This window comes from Labilibaculum antarcticum (genome assembly GCF_002356295.1).
Classification (GTDB): Bacteria; Bacteroidota; Bacteroidia; order Bacteroidales; family Marinifilaceae; genus Labilibaculum; species Labilibaculum antarcticum.
On sequence record NZ_AP018042.1, the window covers coordinates 3306698 to 3325744 of the forward strand.

Sequence of the window (19047 nt, forward strand, 5' to 3'; positions counted from 1 at the left end):
AAGTCGATCTTTTAAGTTTTAAGGGCCTAGTTCCGGATAGTTTAGTAAAGCTTTATAGCTGTGTCCTTCATGATCTCGAATGTTCGAAATGCCTTCGTATTTACTAATTCGTTTAGTTTTTAAATCGTAATGAACGTAAATGGGATTCATGAGCACGCGTAGCAATAGTGATTGGCATTCCATTCGAAGCAACACGATGTTCGGATCGCTGGTTTGTTCATCTACTTTATATATTCTGAAGGTGAAATAGTCCTGAAAGGCAACTGAGAGAAAGTTAAAAACTAATTTTTCTTCTGCAATAATTTTATTCCAGTTGCTTTTGATGTAGTAATTGAAACCTCCATCAACAACGGCTGGTTCGGGTACATAAAGACTTTTTTCTTTCAGCTTTGAATTGGAGTTTTTGCGATAGCGAATTTCGAATTGATTGGCTCCCACGTGAATAACCTCTTCGAGTAATCCGCTTCGTTCATCCATCAACAGGTAATTTGGTTTTTGAAATGAATTCCTAAAATCAAGTTCTCTATAAGCAAATTCAGATCCGTTTTCTCCAACAAAAGAGGTCCGTGTCTCTAAATGTTTGCCTTTTATGAATATCTCCTGATGCACCTCTTTGTAGATAAATTCCAAGGAATTTTTATCCATAGCAATGCCTTCGTAAACTCGATTTTCGGTTCCCGAACGAAAACCGTAAAAGGAGAGGAGTACAATAATGAATAAGAGCTTTTTCATCTTCTTAGAATTTAATTGATTGATGTTAATTGGGATTTCTTTTGCTGAACAGATAATGGCTTATGCTCCATTCTTCACCTCGACGATATCCCCATAATTCGGCGCAAGCCATAAAAAAGATCCTCCAATAAACCCCCCAGCGGGTTGACTGATTGGTACCGTAAGTCTCTTCGAATATTGGCATGATTTCAGTTTTTTGTTCATCCATTTTTTGCAACCATGCTTCTGCTGTTTTCTGATAATGAGTTCCGTTCATATGCCATCTTTTTTCAATGGTTAAATGCTCTTGAAAGTGCGAAAAGAGATCTTCTCCGGGCATGATTCCTCCCGTGAAAAAATATTTTGACATCCAATCGCTCGAATCCTGAATTTCAAATTTGTATGTCAATTCTTTGTGCGAGAAGACGTGAACAAAAAGTTTACCGGTTAGCTTTAAAAATCCATTAATTCGATGCAGAAGTTCTTGGTAATTTCTCATGTGCTCAAACATTTCCACCGAAATAACTCTGTCAAATTTTTCATTTATGTTGAAATTATTCATGTCAGCAGTAATGATGTGTAAGTTGGTAATTCCAATGTCGAGTGCTTTGGCCTGTATGTATTCTCGTTGAGAATGAGAATTGGAAACCGCTGTAATGCTCGAATTGGAAAATTTTTGCGCCATATACAAGCTAAGGGATCCCCAGCCACATCCCAATTCGAGAATGTCATGCCCATCTTGAATTTCAGCTCGTTCAATTGTCTTTTCAAGCATTGTTTTCTCAGCTTCATCCAAATCGTTTGTGCTCTCGTCCCAAAATCCACAGGAATATTTTAAATATCGTCCCAGAACTTTCTCGAAAAAGCCTGCAGGCAATTCATAATGTTGCTCGTTGGCTGCATTGGTATTGATCGCGATCGGACTCTCTTTTAATTCATCAACTAATTTGTTGATATTGAATTGTTTTCTCTCGTTTTGCAGTCGTTGCTTTAACAATCCTCTTATTTTTATTCTGATGAGTGAATCGGGAATTAAGCCCTTTTCAACAATAGTTATATACCACATAGCAATTGTGTTTTATTTGTTTAATGAATTCGGGTTTAATTTTATGATTTTAAATGAATGCAATAGCTTCATAGCCAAAAAGGAGGGGTCGAATTCATACCATTTACTGGCAAAATTAGCTCTCCAGGGTTTTGCATGATGGTTATTGTGCAGGGCTTCTCCTCCCAAGAGAATTTCGATAGGGAATAGATTTGTTGAATCGTTATCCTGTTTGTAATTTCGATACCCAATTTTATGAGAGAACCAGTTGATGATGGCTCCATGTATAGGACTCATGAAAAAATGGATTGGCAGCAAAGCGAGCCAATATATATTTGGTGCAAAAAGCAAGTAGATTACGATGTAGACACCAGCCCATAAAAGTCTTGAAATCCAAGATTCTGAAATTTTCTCAAAAGCGATCCATCTTGGTATGTTCACATCTATACCATCTTGAAGCGTTATCTCTCTATTCTTCACCAATGAATAGTAGCGATAGGTGTTCAGCATAAATTTGACAATGTTGGACGAATGATGAGGGGAATGCGGATCTTGTATTTGGTCCGTGTGCATGTGATGCATTCGGTGCATATAAGCATAGGCAAACGGATTTAGATAAGAAGTGCCTTGAGAAATCCATGCTCCAACGAAGAAAGTCCGTTCCCAGAATCTGTTCATTTCAAACATGGAATGAGCTGCATAACGATGCAGGAAAACAGTCTGAAAGAACAAACTAGCGTACCAATGAGCGATTATAAATATGATAATTAGCATGAGTAAATTAAAAAAGTTAAAATATCAAAATTGAAATTGTTTACTCTTTTTCTATATACTCTAAACAATTAATAGGCTTAAATGGTTCGCACTTGATGCTAAATATTTTTGCTCTTTATCATTATTTGTAAATAAAGTTCATGAAAAAAATATGAGAATTCAGTTAACTTATAGAAAAGGAATACTAAAATACAAGAAGGATTCAGCTAAGATTTTAGCGAAGTTTGAGAAGAAGTTCAATAAACGAAATGTGGTCGCAAGGCATCATTTCAATGATGCAAGTCCTGAGTTGGTTGGAGTTGGAACAGACTAGTAGTAAGTCTTAATTACTGTAGATGAGGTTGAAGGTTAAGTGGCTTTGCAGGTTGATTTGTTAAAGTCAGCAAGAATAGTTGGATAAGATTGCATGGTAGAAAATAAAAAATGCCACCAATATTGTGTATTGATGGCATTATATATTTTAGCGTATTGTGTTTTATAAAATTAATTCACCAATTCCTGGTCGGATGATTTCAAATGAATCAGTGGAGCAATCTACAATTGTTGAAGCTGTATTATTGCCGTAACCCCCATCAATAATAAGATCAACTTGTTTGTTGTATTTCTCGTTAATTAATTCAGGATCAGTGGTGTATTCAACAACTTCATCCGGATCATGAATAGAGGTTGTTAGTATCGGATTGCCCAATTCTTCAACTATACGTAATGGGATAAAGTGATTAGGAACACGAATTCCAACAGTTTTCTTTTTGCTTTTAAATAATTTGGGAACATTACTACTGGCTTGTAGAATAAATGTGAAGGCTCCGGGTAGGTTTTTCTTCATCATTTTAAAGGTCGTGTTATCTACTTTAGCATATTCGGATAAAGTGCTTAGGTTGTTGCAAATTAGAGAGAAATTTCCTTTATCGGCAGTGGTTCCTTTTAATTTTGCAATTCTCTGTACGGCTTTGGTATTGTTAATATCACAGCCTATCGCATAAACGGTATCGGTTGGGTATATGATAATGCCGCCATTCTTCAAAATGTCTACTATCTGCCTAAATTCCCGATGGTTGGGGTTGTCAGGGTACAGTTTCAAAAGCATTTGTAGTGGTTTTGGGTTATTAAGGGAGTAAAGGTAAAATATTCTTTGATATAGGTTATCTACTGAAGCTTATTTTTTTCTTGTCTTGCAAATAATGTGAATGGGTGAACATTAGGGGATTAAATTGAGATGAGAGCAAAAAAAGGAGTACTTGCGTACTCCTAAATTTTTATCATCGAATGATCAACCATTTAATTTGTTGTAATCAGCAAGGAATTGTGCTAATCCTTTATCTGTTAAAGGGTGATTTAATAGGCCTGTAATGGCGCTAAGAGGGCTTGTGGTGACGTCGGCACCAGCTTCGATACATTGTACCATATGCATGGTATGACGAACAGATGCAGCTAGAACCTGAGTTTCGAAACCATAATAACTGTTCATGTCTACAATTTGACGAATTAAGTCAATTCCATCAGCACAAATATCATCTAAACGACCAACAAAAGGAGATACGTATGTTGCACCTGCTTTAGCCGCCAATAATGCTTGACCAACCGAGAAAATTAACGTGCAATTTGTTCTGATATCTTGTAAACTAAGATATTTTATTGCTTTAATACCATCTTTAGTACATGGAACCTTAACAACAATTTGTGGATGAAGAGCGGCTAATTCCATGCCTTCAGAAATCATTCCTTCAAAATCGGTTGCAATAACCTCAGCACTTACATCGCCATCTACAATTTCGCAAATATCAACATAGTGCTTTTTGATGTTTCCTTCTCCTTTAATCCCCTCCTTAGCCATAAGGGATGGATTTGTGGTAACGCCGTCAAGGATTCCTAAATCCTGGGCTTCTTTAATCTGATCAAGATTTGCTGTGTCGATAAAAAACTTCATTTTACGATTTTTAGTTTGTTATTTGTTCAAAACGAAAATACACTAATTTCTTTTACATACAAAGAATAGCATATGTTTTGAACTCATTAATTAAAACATAGAGACGCGAAACTATTTCCGCATCAAAGAGATTCGAAAAATATGAAGTTGGTGGGGGGATAAAAAAAGAGCCGATGGAGGGATTCGAACCCGCGACCTGCTGATTACAAATCAGCTGCTCTGACCAACTGAGCTACATCGGCAAAAATACTCTGAGCCATTGATGAGAATTGAACTCATGACCTCTTCCTTACCAAGGAAGCGCTCTACCCCTGAGCTACAACGGCAGTAATAAAATAAAAAAAAGGAGTTGGTCTCCTTTAGTAGAGCCGATGGAGGGATTCGAACCCGCGACCTGCTGATTACAAATCAGCTGCTCTGACCAACTGAGCTACATCGGCGTTTTGTTACTTTTTAGAAGGTAAAACGATCCTTCAAATAGTCTTGTAAAGAACGAAAGAAAGCCCGAAAGCTTTCTTTATTGTTTTTTGTTGAGCCGATGGAGGGATTCGAACCCGCGACCTGCTGATTACAAATCAGCTGCTCTGACCAACTGAGCTACATCGGCATTTTTATACAAATTAGAAGTATAAAAAGTGGGTAAACAGCTACGTCGCACTGCTTCGACCACCTACCCTTGCTGCCTTCCGACCCTGGGGGGATTCAGTAGGAGCGAGTCGCATAGTGCTTACCCGACGACAAAAGTAGAAAAATCTTCAATTCTTGCAAATAAATAGTGAAACTTCTTATCTGATTTTTCTTGCTTGAGTAGTCAATGGTTTTATTCTCAGCTAAATAATTTTTTAAAAAAAATATTATTTTTTTTGCGTTCATCTGTTTTTGACAATAATAATGAGGAATTGAAATCAGAATTATGCTTTTGAGAGTAGGGGTTTCTTGTAAAAACGGATATCTTTGTGCTCGGAAAAACAAAATACATTTGCATGCAGATTTTTAAAAATTCATTACTTAGACATACTTTCTTATTTGGGGCACTGGTAGGGGGAGTTCTAATTTGCGCAGCTTTGGTTGTATATGCAAAAGGCCTATCAGTTAATTTTGATCCCAATCTTCGTTCTATAAACCTATTTCTAATAGTAACAGGTATTTTTTTCGGGGTTAAAAAATATCGCGACGATGAATTGGATGGTGTAATTAGCTATGGAAAAGCATTTACGACTGGCGTTCTTATAATTGGATTTGCATCCCTATTTTATTCAATCTTTATTTATATTTTAACGAGATATTTTGATTCATCTATTATAGCAGAAGCAATTGTCTTTTTAGAGAAAGGATTGCATGAAATGGGTTATCAGCAAAAGGATATTGATTTGTTAATGGGGATTTATAAAGAAATGACTCCGGGGCTGTTTGCTTTTGGACAATGGTTCAGCAAAGCATTATCGGGTTTATTATTTTCTTTTATTTTGGCTTTTTTCTTTCGTCAGAGCAGAAATTTGCTGAATAAGAACTCTGTTGATAAATTTAACGAATCGAATAATCAGTAAAATTTAAATATGGATATTTCTGTTGTAGTTCCTTTGTACAATGAGGAAGAATCGCTTCCCGAATTACTAGCCTGGATTGATCGGGTGATGCAAGCAAATAGTTTTAGTTATGAGGTTGTATTAGTAGATGATGGGAGTAATGATACCTCCTGGGCTGTGATAGAGGATTTACGAACAAAGTTCTCGGCCGTTAAAGGAATTAAATTTCGAAGAAATTACGGGAAATCAGCTGCGCTTTTCAGCGGGTTTGAAATTGTTAAGGGCGATGTGGTTATTACAATGGATGCCGATCTTCAGGATTCTCCGGATGAGATTCCTGAATTGTATCGTATGATAAAAGAAGAGGATTTCGATTTGGTTTCAGGATGGAAACAAAAGCGTTACGATCCAATTTCCAAAACAATTCCAAGTAAATTCTTCAATAGAACAGCAAGAGCGATGTCGGGCATTAAATTGCACGATTTTAATTGTGGATTAAAAGCTTATAAAAACAAAGTGGTTAAAAGTGTTGAGGTGTATGGCGAAATGCACAGATACATTCCAATTTTGGCTAAAGAAGCTGGTTTTGTTAAAATCACCGAAAAAGTCGTTCAACATCAGGAACGAAAATATGGGGTGACAAAATTTGGCTTAAGCCGATTTATTAATGGTTTTCTCGATTTATTGTCCCTTAGCTTTATTAGTAAATTTGGTAAAAAGCCGATGCACTTTTTTGGATTACTGGGTACACTTATGTTTTTAGTTGGCTTTTTTGCTTCTGCGTGGATTGGCGCTCTGAAACTTCATAGCATGAGTTTGGGAGAAATAGCCCCTCGCGTAACCAATAGTCCGTACTTTTTTATCGCATTAACAACAATGATTATTGGTACTCAACTATTTCTTGCCGGATTTATAGCCGAATTGGTTAGTCGAAGTTCTTCTGAACGAAATACCTATCAGATCGAAAAAGAAATTTAAATAACCAGTGAATGTGTGAAAGGGTAATTGAGTGAAGAAGTAAAAACTAATTACTGCTAACTGTTCACTGCTAATTGTTTACTGGGCAAATGATAAAGAGAATTATTAGAATTTTATTACAAATATTTCCTCGTCCGATTCTGATTCGGTTGAGCCTGATAATAAATCGTGTAGTTGCGGTATTTCTAATTGGAGATAAAGTTGAATGTCCTGTTTGTGGCGGACACTTCAGTAAATTTCTTCCTTATGGATACACAAAAGTTTCGGGGCGCGATAATGCTTTGTGTCCGAAATGTCTTTCCTTGGAACGTCATAGGTTGATGTGGATGTATTTAAATGAAAAGACAGAGTTCTTCACGAAGGAACTTAAAGTTTTGCACATTGCTCCTGAACAGTGTTTTTACAAGCGATTCAGGAAGCTCTCTAATCTGGATTATACCACGGCCGATTTGGAATCTCCAATTGCCGATGTGCATTTCGATGTTCAGGAAATTCCTTTTGCCGAAGCATCCTATGATGTGGTAATTTGTAATCATGTACTGGAACATGTTACAGATGATCAAAAGGCAATGAGTGAGATTTACCGGGTGCTAAAACCAAAAGGATTTGCCATTTTGCAGGTTCCAATGGATACAGAAAATCCGCTCACAATGGAAGATCCAAATGTTACTGATCCGAAGGAAAGAGAGAGACTGTACCGTCAAAAAGATCATGTCCGTTTGTATGGATTAGATTATGCGGATAAATTGTCAAAAGTGGGATTTTCTGTTTCCCAATCTCAATATGCAAAAGAAATCTCTTCTGATTTAGCAGAAAAATATCGCTTACCAATGAATGAAATCTTTTATTTCAATCAAAAAAACTAAGAATGCAAGAAGAAATTAAGCTATCCGTTATTATTCCGGTGTACAATCGTCCGGATGAGATGAAAGAATTGCTTGATAGCTTGTCTGAGCAGACTTTTAAAGATTTTGAATTGGTTGTTGTAGAAGATGGTTCATCGATAAAAAGTGAAGAGCTTTGTGATACGTACCGCGATCGAATAAATATATCCTATTTCTTCAAACAAAACGAAGGTCCCAGCATTGGTCGTAACTACGGATTGGCCAGAGCAAAAGGGAATTATTACCTGTTTTTCGATTCCGATTGTATTCTTCCACCTCAATACATGCAGACCATTAATAAGGAGCTAAGTGAGAATTTTGTGGATTGTTACGGTGGCCCCGATGGTGCTATGGACGATTTCTCGGATTTTCAAAAAGCAGTTTCTTATGCCATGACTTCTTTTTTTACAACCGGAGGAATTCGGGGAGGGAAGAAGCAAGTGCATAAATTCCATCCTCGCAGTTTTAATCTGGGCTTTTCGAAAGCAGTTTATAAAGATACAGGCGGATTTCCGGTAACCAGAATGCATCCGGGCGAAGATATGGTGTTTGCCATTGAGGTAATTAAACGTGGTTTCGAGACTCGTTTGGTGCAGGAAGCATATGTTTTTCACAAGCGGAGAGTCTCCTTTAAAAAATTCTACAAGCAGGTTTTCGGTTTCGGGAAAACCCGATACATCATCTCCAAACACTATCCGGAAACCTTCAAGATCTTCTTTCTATTTCCATCTTTATTTGCCTTGGGAACAATTGGAGCCTTACTTTTGGGGATCACAGTCCATCAAATTTTTGCCTTTCCTGTTTTGCTGTATGCTGCACTTGTTTTGGCCGATGCCATTAGCAAAAGCAAATCGGTAAAGCTTGGTTTTTTAGCCTTGCTCGCGAGCTATGTGCAGCTGTTTGCCTATGGAATTGGATTTATCGATGCCATCTGGAAACACAAAGTGCTGGGTAAAGATGAATTTGGTGTTTTTGGAAAAGGATTTTACGAATAGAGAAAAAAAGATATCACAAAAAAAAGAGGCTTTTAAGCCTCTTTTTTGATTTTATTCTCAATGTATTGAATTACTTCATCTTCCTGATCGGGATGAAACCATTCGATCTCTTTGTCTCTGTTGAACCAGGATAGTTGACGTTTGGCGTATCTTCGGGAATTGCGTTTGATCAATTCTACGGCTTCATCCAGAGATGTATTTCCCTCGAAATGTTCAAATAATTCTTTGTATCCAACCGTGTTTAACGAGTTGTAATGGCGGTATTCAAATAAGGCCTGCGCTTCCTTCAGCAAACCATCTTTCATCATTAAATCAACGCGTGAGTTGATTCGGGAATACAATTCAGCTCTATCTCTGTTTAATCCGACTTTAATGATGTTGAAATCTCTCTTTTTTCGGGTGTTTGTTCTCAATTCGGAATATGGTTTTCCTGTCATCAAACAAACCTCAACCGCATGAATCACTCTTTTTGTGTTTTTTAAATCAACTTGATTGTAAAAAACCGGATCGAGTTGTTTTAACTGCATGCGCAATGATTCAACTCCTTCATTTTTTGTTCGCTCAACAACTTCATTGCGCAATTCGGGATCGATAGTCGGTATCTCATCAATTCCATTGCAAATAGCATCGATATACATCATGCTGCCACCAACCAACAATACTTCATCTTTTTCTTTGTAAAGATTGGAGAGTAATTCTAATGTTTGCTGTTCGCATTCATATGAACTAAAATAGTCGTGAATTGAGTGGGTATGAATGAAATGATGTTTTACCGCCTCTAATTGCTCCTTTTCAGGCACAGCCGTTCCAATACTCATTTCCCGATAAACCTGACGGCTATCGGATGATGAGATTACGGTATTAAAATGTTGTGCGATTTTAATGCTTAAATCGGTTTTACCAACACCTGTAGGACCTAATAGAACAATCAGGGTTTTCGACATCAATAGTCAATTATGAATTAAGAATTACGAATTTGTTAAATGCAAATTTTAATTTTGTGCTAACTGCTAACTGCTAACTGCTAACTGCTAACTGCTAACTGCTAACTGCTAACTGCTAACTGCTAACTGCTAACTGCTAAAGAATGTCATCGTAGTCATCCAAACTTTCAAATTCAGGACCTTCTTTAAATTCGTCATCGAAATCGGCCAAATAATCGTCAGCTGTCTTCGTTTTTTTAGATTGTGTTTCAAATTCACCTAAATCAAGACCCTCAAAATCTTCTGCATCCATTTTGATTTGTTCAGGTGCATTGCCTTCACATAGAGTTTGTTTAGGGTATTTTGTTTTGGCCTTGGATTTTCCTTCTTTTATTAACTGAACATTGAAAAAACGATCAGAAAAGAAATCAAAAACGTAAATTAATTCGGGTCTTCTCGAGGAAACAAATTCACGCATCATTGCAACGTCCATTGGCACAACATTCATGTTGTCATCATCTTCGGTATTCATTTCGAAAAGAGCAATTTCCAATCCTCTTTCTCCACCTGCTCCAACTTGATAAAAAGAGGCCATTTGCGTATTATCATATCCAATTGCCTTTTGAATAGTGTCGTGGAACTCTAAATAAGTTTGCTCGTGATCAATTTCTATTTCAAGAACAAAATCCTTTACCTCTGGTGAGGTTATTTTAAATGTATATATCATGGTTTTACTTTGATTTTAGTTGTGTTAGAAACTCCATTGTATCTACGTTATCGGCATAATCCCAAAGTTCAGGTTCCTGGGCCTTCCCAAATGGAATTGAATTTTGTATTTCATTACCAACAATGCATTGAATTAGTTCGGAATTCTTGTTTAAATTGTTTTCAAGTTGATTAATTTCGGAATAATATTCATAGTTTACAACTCCAATTGGAGAAGTGATTTGTGTGTTTTCATTTAGAAGAACAAAGCCGGTATCCAGATGTTCTATTCTATTCATCAAGAACATAGAACGCTGGTAATCGTAATTGTTTGCGTATTTATTGTGATTATTCACAAAAGAATAGTTTTTCCAGCAATCGAGAAGATGCACTAGATTATAACCTTTAGGGATATATAATTTTGAAACATTTCGGCATCCTAATCCAAAATATAAAAATACATCTCTTCCAAGTGCTTCGAGTTCTTCATTGGTTTCGTTACCAGATAATACCGCAACAGAATTTCTATTCCTGCGAATGATATGATTATATTTTTTGAAATACGCTTCAAAATATCTGGCCGAATTATTACTTCCGGTAGCAATAATTGCATCGAATTTGTTTTCACCGCTCAATCTTTCTGATTGAAATGAGATTAATTCTTTAAATTCAGAATTGATTTCGATCAGTAATTTTGAAACAAAATTGAGAAGCTGATTATCTTTCGAAGATAATTTTCCAATAAATGAATGACCGGATATTAATACCGACAGCATATCGTGAAAACCAACCATTGGAATATTTCCAGCCATAATTATCGCAACTTTTAATTGCGTATTTTGATCGGGAATAGAGTATTTATTTAACCAATCATTCAGCTTTTGCTCTTCTAAAAAAGTACAAATACCATTTATGGATGCATGAACATGAAGTGGGGTGAACCACAAGTTCTCATTTGATACTCTGTCAAGCAAAGCTTCAAAGTCATCGTAATAGGCTGAATTTAGTCTGTGATCATTGCGTTTTGCATCTTCTGATGAAAACTGAGATAGAAAATTACCTAACTCAACGAATGCCTGTATTCTTTCACTTTTGTTCATGGTATAATTCAAAAAAATCCCCATTTAACTTTACTCTAAAGTTATATCTGGAGAATTTGATTTACTTACTATTCCGCAAAGATAAAAATTGTTATCAAATATCTTAACTATTTCAATTTTTATCCAACATTGGATAAAAAACTTAATGCTAATCCTGTTCCCAGGATCAAAATAATTACAAATAGTAAAAATGATATAACTGCAAGTAAAAGTCCGATAAATGCACAGGTTTTACCCGTGTTGACATTATTTAAAGAGCTTGAGGTATACAAATTGGGTGTTTCTTCATATAATTTAATGGCTTGCTTTGATAGAATTAAAGCAATGATCGCCAATATTAAACTAATAATTCCAGCAAAGCAGAATAGAAAAATTGAGAGAATGCCAAGCACCAAAATGGTTGATGAGTTTGGGAGTACTTGTCGTTTATTATCGGAAGTTTGGTCTGAATTTTCCATCCTGATTTTATAATAGTGAACTAATTTTATAAATGTACGAGCTAAGTATTAAAAGTGCTGATAGAGAGAAAAGATATTTAAGAACGATTGTTGCCCAAGAAAAATGGAATTTTAGATGTAGAAGTAATAGACTAAACAAGCTTATCATTGGAAGCAGGGCAGGATATAAGAGTATTGATGCCAAGAGGTCACCTTTGAGAAGTGCAAGCAAAGAGCTTTGCAGTCCACATCCGGGACATGCGATTCCAAAATGTTCTTGAAAAGAACAAGTTGCTAAATGGTTTTCGAGCCAGTTTATTAGATTCTGCCACATACGATTTAATATCTTTTACCAATTTATAAAAACAATGGCGTAAAAAAAAAGCCGATGTGAAAACATCGGCTTCTACTATTTGATTTTATAAATTACAAATCTCTACGCTGATACAAAGCATCCTCCATATCCATTTCGTCGAACTGCATATATTTGTATATTGTCTTTTCGTGAGCTTGGATCTTCTCTTTGTAGATCTCTATATACACCGCAGGAGTAGGTAATTTCCCCAGGACTGAAACAACAGCACCAAGCTCAGCAGATCCCAAGTAAACTTGAGCTCCTGTACCCATACGGTTGTTGAAGTTACGAGTTGAAGTGGAGTAAACGTTTACCTTATCCGGAACACGTAGTTGGTTCCCCATACATAGTGAACATCCAGGAGTTTCGATACGAACACCTAATTGAGAGAAAGTAGCAAAAGTCGCTTCTTCTTTCAATACGGCCTGATCCATACGAGTTGGAGGTGCAATATAAGTTCTTACTTTATCGGATGGAGTTAAACCATTCCAAATTTTTTCACAAGCACGGAAGTGACCAATATTCGTCATACATGATCCGATAAATACATCCTGAATCTCAGTATTCTGAACATCAGAAAGTAATTTTACATCATCCGGATCGTTAGGACAACAAAGAATCGGTTCGTGAATCTCTGAAAGATCAATTTCGATAGTTGCGGCATATTCAGCATTCTCATCTCTTGAAAGCAACACTGGTTTAGCCAACCATTCGTTACAAGCATCAATACGATTCTGAATTGTTTTAGCATCATCGTAACCCATCTTGATCATAGATTCCATCAAGGCAACGTTAGACTTTACGTACTCGATAACACTTTCTTCTGACAACTTAATACAACCTGCGGCAGCAGAACGCTCAGCAGTTGCATCAGTTAATTCAAAAGCTTGTTCAACAGTAATGTCATCAAGACCTTCCATCTCGATGATTTTACCGCTGAATATATTGATTTTGTTTTTCTTAGGAACAGTTAATTGTCCGTTTTGAATCGCAAAATATGGAATAGCGTTCACAGCATCACGCAAAGTGATACCTGTTCTAAGCTTACCTTTAAATTTAATTAATACAGATTCCGGCATATCCAACGGCATGAAACCTAGAGCACCAGCAAAAGCAACCAATCCGGAACCAGCAGGGAAAGAAATACCCAATGGAAAACGGGTATGTGAGTCACCACCTGTACCCACAGTATCAGGAACCAATAAACGGTTCAACCAGGAGTGAATTACACCATCGCCTTGCTTCAAAGGCACACCTTTACGCTCAGATATGAACTTAGGCATACTTTTATGCATTGCCACGTCTGTTGCTTTAGGATAAGCCGCAGTATGACAGAAAGATTGCATGAACATTGGTGCTTCGAACTTTAAACATGCCAATTCTTTAATCTCATCACGAGTCATAGGACCAGTAGTATCTTGAGATCCAACAGTTGTCATTTTAGGAGCACATGATGTTCCGGGCAATACGCCTTCAACACCACAAGCTTTACCAACCATCTTCTGAGCCAATGTATATCCTTGGTTAGGCTTTGGCTGTGGGTTATTTGCAACAGCAAAAATAGCTGTAGCAGGCATTCCTAATAAAGCACGTGATTTCTCAGTTAATGCTTTTCCAATGATCAAAGGAATACGGCCACCGGCACGGTACTCATCTGTTAAAGTATCAGGTGCTAATGAATAAGTACATACGACTTTACCATTGCGGGTAATTTCACCTTTTTTGTTGTTGATGATGATTTCGTCGCCTGTGTTAAGAGCTGAAACATCAGTAATAATAGGCAGTCCGCCAGAATCTTGAGTAGTATTGTAGAAAATTGGAGCAATAGCACCACCAATAACTACGCCAGCAGTTCGCTTGTTGGGAACTGCAGGAATATCTTCACCAATGTGCCATAGTAATGAGTTGGCAGCTGATTTACGAGAGGATCCGGTACCAACAACATCACCAACAAAGGCAACTTTGTGACCTTCTTTTCTCCAGCCAGCGATAGTTTCGATGCCATCTTCGAAACGACCGGCGCCCATAGCTAAAGCATGCAATGGAATATCAGGACGTGTAAATGCCTGAGAAGCAGGAGAGAAGTCATCAGTATTGATCTCACCTTCCACCTTATAAACTTTCAATTTGATTTCTTCCGGCAATTCAGCTCGCTTAGTAAACCAGTCAGCGTTTGCCCAAGATTCAATTACACTTTTAGCAGCAATATTGTCTTTTGCCAGATCTGCTATTATCTGGAAAGAATCATAAACAAGAACAATACCTTTAAGGGCTTCGGCAGCCTCGGCAGCTATAACTTCATCTTTTAATGCTTCAACCAAAACGGTTACATTGTAACCACCCATCATAGTTCCCAAAATTTGAATTGCTTCAGATTTTGTGATGATTGGAGAACTCAATTCGCCTGTTAAAATTTGGCCTAGAAATTCTGCTTTAACTTTTGTTGAATCATCAACGCCGGGAGCGATTCTTTCTTTGAATAAATGCAATAAGAAATCCTCTTTTCCTTGAATGGGATTTTGCAATAATCCGCAAAGTTCTGCAGTTTGTTCTGCATTTAATGGCAAAGCCGGGATACCTTTAGTAGCACGGGATGCTTCGTGTTTTAGATATTGTTCTAACATCTTTTTTTTTTAGGTCTTGTTGTGTAAGTGTGAAAGCGATAAAAAAAATAGAGAATAAATTCTCTATTGACAAGGCAAACATATGGTTTTTCTGATTACACGGTTCAGAAAAAAATGTGTTTTAGATCATGTTATCGCATAAAAAAAGCCCCCCAAATGGAGAGCTTTAAATTTTATATCTAAATAAGGATTACTTTACAGAATCCATGTATTGAATCAATTCACATACTTTAGTAGAATATCCCATTTCATTGTCATACCATGAAACAACTTTCACGAAATTTGGAGACAATTGGATACCTGCTTTGGCATCGAAGATAGAAGTTCTAGTATCACCAACGAAGTCGTTAGATACAACCATATCTTCAGTATAACCAAGAACACCAGCTAATTCGCCTTCTGAAGCTTCCTTCATTGCAGCACAAATAGCTTCGTAAGTAGTTCCTTTTTCCAAACGAACAGTTAAATCAACTACAGATACATCTGGTGTAGGAACACGGAATGACATACCAGTTAATTTTCCATTCAATTCAGGAATTACTTTACCTACAGCTTTAGCAGCACCAGTAGAAGAAGGAATAATGTTTTGACCAGCTCCACGTCCACCTCTCCAATCCTTAGCAGAAGGACCGTCAACAGTTTTTTGAGTTGCAGTAGTTGCGTGTACAGTTGTCATTAAACCTTCAACAATACCAAACTTGTCATTCAACACCTTAGCTACAGGAGCTAAACAGTTAGTTGTACAAGAAGCATTAGACACGAAAGCCATATCGTTAGTGTATGATTTGTTATTCACACCCATTACGAACATTGGAGTATCATCCTTAGAAGGAGCAGACATCACAACTTTCTTAGCACCAGCGTCGATATGACCTTGAGCTGACTCTTTTGTTAGGAAAAGACCCGTTGACTCAACTACATAGTCAGCACCTACGGCACCCCAGTTAATGTTAGCAGGACTTCTCTCAGCAGAAACACGTACAGTATTTCCATTAACTACTAACATACCATTTTTAACTTCAACAGTACCGTTGAATTTTCCATGAGTAGAATCATATTTCAACATGTAAGCCATGTAATCTACATCAATAAGGTCGTTAATTGCAACTACTTCGATGTTACCTTGCGCTACAGCCTGACGGAATACGAAACGTCCAATACGTCCAAATCCGTTGATACCAATTTTAATCTTTGACATTGTGTATAAATTTTAATTTATAAACCCTTTGTTTCTCAACGGCAAAAGTATGTATTTTAAAAATGTTTTATGTAGAAAAACTAAAATAAATAAATTATTTATTTTCGGGTTAAATAAGGGGTAATTGTAGGCAGATGAATTGTTTGGGTGGTATTAAAACGATTGCAATTTAAAAGTGTAGTGCAAAAAAAAAATCTCGATACTTGAGATTTTTTAATTGATTTAAACCGTTTTGCTTGTACAGCTTGTATTTGTTTTTGTATAAGCAGGACATCTTTTATCAACTGCGCACGATGTTGAGATTATTCCAAGAAGGAACATTATTGCCAATGCGTAAAGTGTTTTTTTCATAGGTCCTAAAATTAAAGGTCAGATATGTTTGATTTTTAAATTTTGCAAAAGATATAAAAAAATGTTGTAAATCTACAAATAGTAAATATTTGTGTTTTGTTAAATTTATACTGTCTTTTATACCTTGTCTGTCTTATTTTTGTTTGGAAGATATCAAATTTAATTAATGAAAAAACTATTACTGACTTTATTGATCATGTTGAGTTTACTCACTTTTGGCTTTTGTCAAGAGCGGTTTTTTCTTCTGAAAATAGTTGAACGTATTGAAAATGTTGAGTTGTATGAGATTGTGTCAAGCGGGAAAGAGAAGTTTGCAACAAAGGAATTGGCTTTTGTTCGACTTAAAAATAAAATTTCGAAATTGAAACAAAATGGGTATTTGGAGGCCAGTGTTGATTCAATTTCATTTGCTTGCGATACTATTATTGCCGAAATTCATCGAGGTGAGGGATATGAATGGACCGAAATTAAATTTACAGGAATTAATAATTTGGATCTACCTGCCTTTGGTTTACGATCATTAAAAAAAAGAAAATTTACTAATTTTTCTGATTTGGAAAATCTGCAAACTAAAGTTTTGAATTCCTTAGGTGATAATGGATATCCTTTTGCACAATTGGAAATATCAGAAATAAGTATTTCTGAAAATAAGGTAAGAGGTGAATGGGAGATTAAACCAAACAATCTTATTCGGTGGGATAGTATTGTTTTAAAAGGTACTTCGAACATAAAGCCTAAGTTTTTGCAAAGATATTTGGGGATTCATCCAAATGGGAAATATCAGGAAAGTAGCATCGAATCGATATCTGACAAGATTCAGAACTTGGCTTTTGCGAAAGAAATTAAAGCTTCTGAGATTGAATTTAGTCGTGGGAAAGCAAGAGTTTATGCATATCTGGAAAAGGAAACGGCTAATCAGTTTGATGGAATAATTGGATTTCAGACCAACAAGGACAATAAAAAGCTTGAATTAACGGGAGAGGTAAAGTTGGCTTTGGAAAATACCTTTTCAGCAGGAGAGAGTATTCGTTTCAATTGGCAGAAATACGAAGAGAGCAGTCAGAATTTGTCTTTGGGAATGGTTTATCCCTATTTGTTTTCTTCAAGTTTGGGTATCGATTTTGGTTTTAATATTCAGAAAAAAGATTCAGCTTATTTAAGCACTGCAATTGATATGGGAATAAGATTTTCTCAATCAGGTAAAAATTTCAGTAAATTATTTTTTAAAATAAATTCGTCAGCACTGCTTACAACCAATCATTTGGCAAGTGCTTCGGTTCTCCCAGATTATGCCGATGTAAAATCATATTTGTATGGATTTGCTTACCATTTTGAAAATTTGGATTATTTTTTCAATCCTAAAAGAGGCTGGGATCTTAACTTTTCTGTTGCTGCAGGAACTCACAAAACAAAAAAGAATGCCAATATTCCTGATGAATTATACAATGATATAAATTTATCCGGCAACCTATTAGATGCACAATGGATGCTTGAATACAATATTCCCATTAGAGATAAAGTTAGTTTCCGATTAAGAAATAGGGGAGGAATAAAAGATTCTAAGAATTTATTTCAAAATGATCTTTTTAAACTGGGAGGATTGAATTCTCTCAGAGGATTTAATGAAGACTCATTTAGAGCTTCAAAATATTCTGTTATCACTACGGAATTGAGATTTATACCTCAACAGAATTCAAGCTTTTATTTGTTTTGGGATGGAGCTTATTACAGCAATAATTACCTGACGGATAAAACTGAAGATTATCCTTGGGGAATAGGCTTTGGTTTAAATTTTGCAACAAAATCGGGGATTTTCACATTAAATTATGCTATAGGCAAGCAACAAAATACGAATCTTGATTTTCAGCAAGCTAAAATTCATTTCGGATTTGTTAGTCGTTTCTAATCGATACGCGCTATGCTTTGCTGTTTGTTTTAACCAAAAAGTAATAAGTAATCAGGATTGAAATTCCGGTAATACAAGAGGCTATTACAATTGGCAATTGTCCCTCCAATAAAAGATTTGTTAAAAAAATAATTATAAGAGCAATTACGATTCCAATAGGGAATGATTTTAATATGTATTTAAAATTTGATTTTGAGGTTTCAATCGCAAGGTTTTCTAGTTGTTCAACATTAACTTCAAATTGTTCTATTGCCTTTGAAAAGGCATTGATTTCTTCGTTAAAAAAATTATTTTCCTCTTGGGATATGAAAAATAAGAAGGAGCTAAACTGGTAATTAGCATAAACATTGTAATCCAATCTTTCCTTTTTTACAATTTCGATTTCAACAAAAGTTTTCCATTTAATTGGATTAAGAGAAAGAAGATTGCCCATAATACTTCCTCTGCAAAAAGTCATGCCTTGCACATTTGCATCTATAAGCGTATACCCTCGGACTTCATAGAATTTTATGATATCCGAAACAAGCAGCTTTTTATTCCGTTTTATATTGAAGCCAATTAGCTTTTTCATGAAAGGAAATTATGTATTTCAAATGTATTAAAAAAAT

The 19047-nt window shown here is 36.0% G+C and carries 19 protein-coding genes, 4 tRNA genes and 1 other RNA gene; 6 read left to right on the forward strand and 18 right to left on the reverse strand.

The genetic code is table 11. The features are described from left to right. Positions 1 to 18: 18 nt before the first annotated feature. From ALGA_RS13035 to ALGA_RS13045, 3 genes are read right to left on the reverse strand one after another with little or no spacing between them, the layout of a single operon-like run. Positions 19 to 732, reverse strand: coding sequence for a hypothetical protein (locus ALGA_RS13035; protein ID WP_096429716.1), 714 nt, complete (start codon positions 730 to 732; stop codon positions 19 to 21). A 25-nt stretch (positions 733 to 757) separates the two neighbouring features. Continuing rightward, the gene (locus tag ALGA_RS13040) at positions 758 to 1777 is read right to left on the reverse strand and encodes an SAM-dependent methyltransferase (RefSeq protein WP_096429717.1); all 1020 of its coding nucleotides are present in this window, start codon (positions 1775 to 1777) and stop codon (positions 758 to 760) included. 12 nt (positions 1778 to 1789) lie between these two features. Then, a complete protein-coding gene (locus tag ALGA_RS13045) occupies positions 1790 to 2530 on the reverse strand; it encodes an acyl-CoA desaturase (RefSeq protein WP_096429718.1) in 741 nt (246 codons plus the stop codon). Positions 2531 to 2681: 151 nt separating this feature from the next. On the opposite strand from ALGA_RS13045, the gene ALGA_RS22970 reads away from it, so the two are divergent. Continuing rightward, positions 2682 to 2843: a hypothetical protein gene (locus tag ALGA_RS22970; RefSeq protein WP_153244849.1), complete on the forward strand. Its 162-nt coding sequence runs from the start codon at positions 2682 to 2684 to the stop codon at positions 2841 to 2843. A 162-nt stretch (positions 2844 to 3005) separates the two neighbouring features. Here ALGA_RS22970 and ALGA_RS13050 read toward each other — a convergent pair whose 3' ends face one another. The 7 genes from ALGA_RS13050 to ffs form a co-directional block, all read right to left on the reverse strand. Beyond that, positions 3006 to 3617, reverse strand: a complete 612-nt coding sequence (locus tag ALGA_RS13050; protein ID WP_096429719.1) for an L-threonylcarbamoyladenylate synthase — start codon at positions 3615 to 3617, stop codon at positions 3006 to 3008. A 183-nt stretch (positions 3618 to 3800) separates the two neighbouring features. Next, complete coding sequence (gene fsa, locus ALGA_RS13055) at positions 3801 to 4457, reverse strand: fructose-6-phosphate aldolase (RefSeq protein WP_096429720.1); 657 nt, start codon at positions 4455 to 4457, stop codon at positions 3801 to 3803. Positions 4458 to 4625: 168 nt separating this feature from the next. Then, positions 4626 to 4699 (reverse strand) — tRNA-Thr (locus ALGA_RS13060). A gap of 12 nt (positions 4700 to 4711) precedes the next feature. Beyond that, positions 4712 to 4783, reverse strand: a tRNA-Thr gene (locus tag ALGA_RS13065). A gap of 40 nt (positions 4784 to 4823) precedes the next feature. Next, positions 4824 to 4897: transfer RNA gene (locus tag ALGA_RS13070), tRNA-Thr, on the reverse strand. 93 nt (positions 4898 to 4990) lie between these two features. Then, a tRNA-Thr gene (locus ALGA_RS13075) sits at positions 4991 to 5064 on the reverse strand. Positions 5065 to 5092: 28 nt separating this feature from the next. After that, positions 5093 to 5189: signal recognition particle sRNA small type (ffs, locus tag ALGA_RS13080), an RNA gene on the reverse strand. A gap of 251 nt (positions 5190 to 5440) precedes the next feature. Here ffs and ALGA_RS13085 point away from each other — a divergent pair. From ALGA_RS13085 to ALGA_RS13100, 4 genes are all read left to right on the forward strand, one after another. Continuing rightward, positions 5441 to 6004 (forward strand): DUF4199 domain-containing protein, encoded by a 564-nt coding sequence (locus ALGA_RS13085; RefSeq protein ID WP_096429721.1) that lies wholly within the window; start codon positions 5441 to 5443, stop codon positions 6002 to 6004. 9 nt (positions 6005 to 6013) lie between these two features. Then, positions 6014 to 6961, forward strand: a complete 948-nt coding sequence (locus ALGA_RS13090; RefSeq protein ID WP_096429722.1) for a glycosyltransferase family 2 protein — start codon at positions 6014 to 6016, stop codon at positions 6959 to 6961. Between the two features lie 89 nt (positions 6962 to 7050). Beyond that, positions 7051 to 7827 (forward strand): class I SAM-dependent methyltransferase, encoded by a 777-nt coding sequence (locus ALGA_RS13095; protein ID WP_231705961.1) that lies wholly within the window; start codon positions 7051 to 7053, stop codon positions 7825 to 7827. Positions 7828 to 7829: 2 nt separating this feature from the next. Continuing rightward, positions 7830 to 8840, forward strand: coding sequence for a glycosyltransferase (locus ALGA_RS13100; RefSeq protein WP_096429723.1), 1011 nt, complete (start codon positions 7830 to 7832; stop codon positions 8838 to 8840). A gap of 32 nt (positions 8841 to 8872) precedes the next feature. Here ALGA_RS13100 and miaA read toward each other — a convergent pair whose 3' ends face one another. The 7 genes from miaA to gap form a co-directional block, all read right to left on the reverse strand. Continuing rightward, positions 8873 to 9784: a tRNA (adenosine(37)-N6)-dimethylallyltransferase MiaA gene (miaA, locus tag ALGA_RS13105; RefSeq protein WP_096429724.1), complete on the reverse strand. Its 912-nt coding sequence runs from the start codon at positions 9782 to 9784 to the stop codon at positions 8873 to 8875. Positions 9785 to 9920: 136 nt separating this feature from the next. Continuing rightward, the gene (locus tag ALGA_RS13110; protein WP_096429725.1) at positions 9921 to 10490 is read right to left on the reverse strand and encodes an IS1096 element passenger TnpR family protein; all 570 of its coding nucleotides are present in this window, start codon (positions 10488 to 10490) and stop codon (positions 9921 to 9923) included. A gap of 4 nt (positions 10491 to 10494) precedes the next feature. Next, positions 10495 to 11592 (reverse strand): acyl-CoA reductase, encoded by a 1098-nt coding sequence (locus ALGA_RS13115; RefSeq protein ID WP_197705557.1) that lies wholly within the window; start codon positions 11590 to 11592, stop codon positions 10495 to 10497. Positions 11593 to 11687: 95 nt separating this feature from the next. After that, positions 11688 to 12026 (reverse strand): CCC motif membrane protein, encoded by a 339-nt coding sequence (locus tag ALGA_RS23595; RefSeq protein ID WP_394339896.1) that lies wholly within the window; start codon positions 12024 to 12026, stop codon positions 11688 to 11690. A gap of 7 nt (positions 12027 to 12033) precedes the next feature. Further along, entirely contained in the window at positions 12034 to 12339 is a 306-nt protein-coding gene (locus ALGA_RS23600; RefSeq protein ID WP_096429727.1) for a DUF2752 domain-containing protein, read from the reverse strand. A 92-nt stretch (positions 12340 to 12431) separates the two neighbouring features. Beyond that, positions 12432 to 14984: a bifunctional aconitate hydratase 2/2-methylisocitrate dehydratase gene (locus tag ALGA_RS13130; protein ID WP_096429728.1), complete on the reverse strand. Its 2553-nt coding sequence runs from the start codon at positions 14982 to 14984 to the stop codon at positions 12432 to 12434. A gap of 190 nt (positions 14985 to 15174) precedes the next feature. After that, positions 15175 to 16182 carry a type I glyceraldehyde-3-phosphate dehydrogenase gene (gene gap / locus ALGA_RS13135; protein ID WP_096429729.1) on the reverse strand — a complete coding sequence of 336 codons (1008 nt, stop codon included), beginning with the start codon at positions 16180 to 16182 and terminating at the stop codon, positions 15175 to 15177. 517 nt (positions 16183 to 16699) lie between these two features. On the opposite strand from gap, the gene ALGA_RS13140 reads away from it, so the two are divergent. Continuing rightward, positions 16700 to 18439 carry a BamA/TamA family outer membrane protein gene (locus ALGA_RS13140; protein ID WP_145957630.1) on the forward strand — a complete coding sequence of 580 codons (1740 nt, stop codon included), beginning with the start codon at positions 16700 to 16702 and terminating at the stop codon, positions 18437 to 18439. A gap of 10 nt (positions 18440 to 18449) precedes the next feature. On the opposite strand, the gene ALGA_RS13145 is transcribed toward ALGA_RS13140, so the two are convergent. Beyond that, on the reverse strand, positions 18450 to 19010 hold the full coding sequence (locus ALGA_RS13145) for a hypothetical protein (RefSeq protein ID WP_096429731.1): 561 nt from the start codon (positions 19008 to 19010) through the stop codon (positions 18450 to 18452). Between the last annotated feature and the right edge of the window lie 37 nt (positions 19011 to 19047).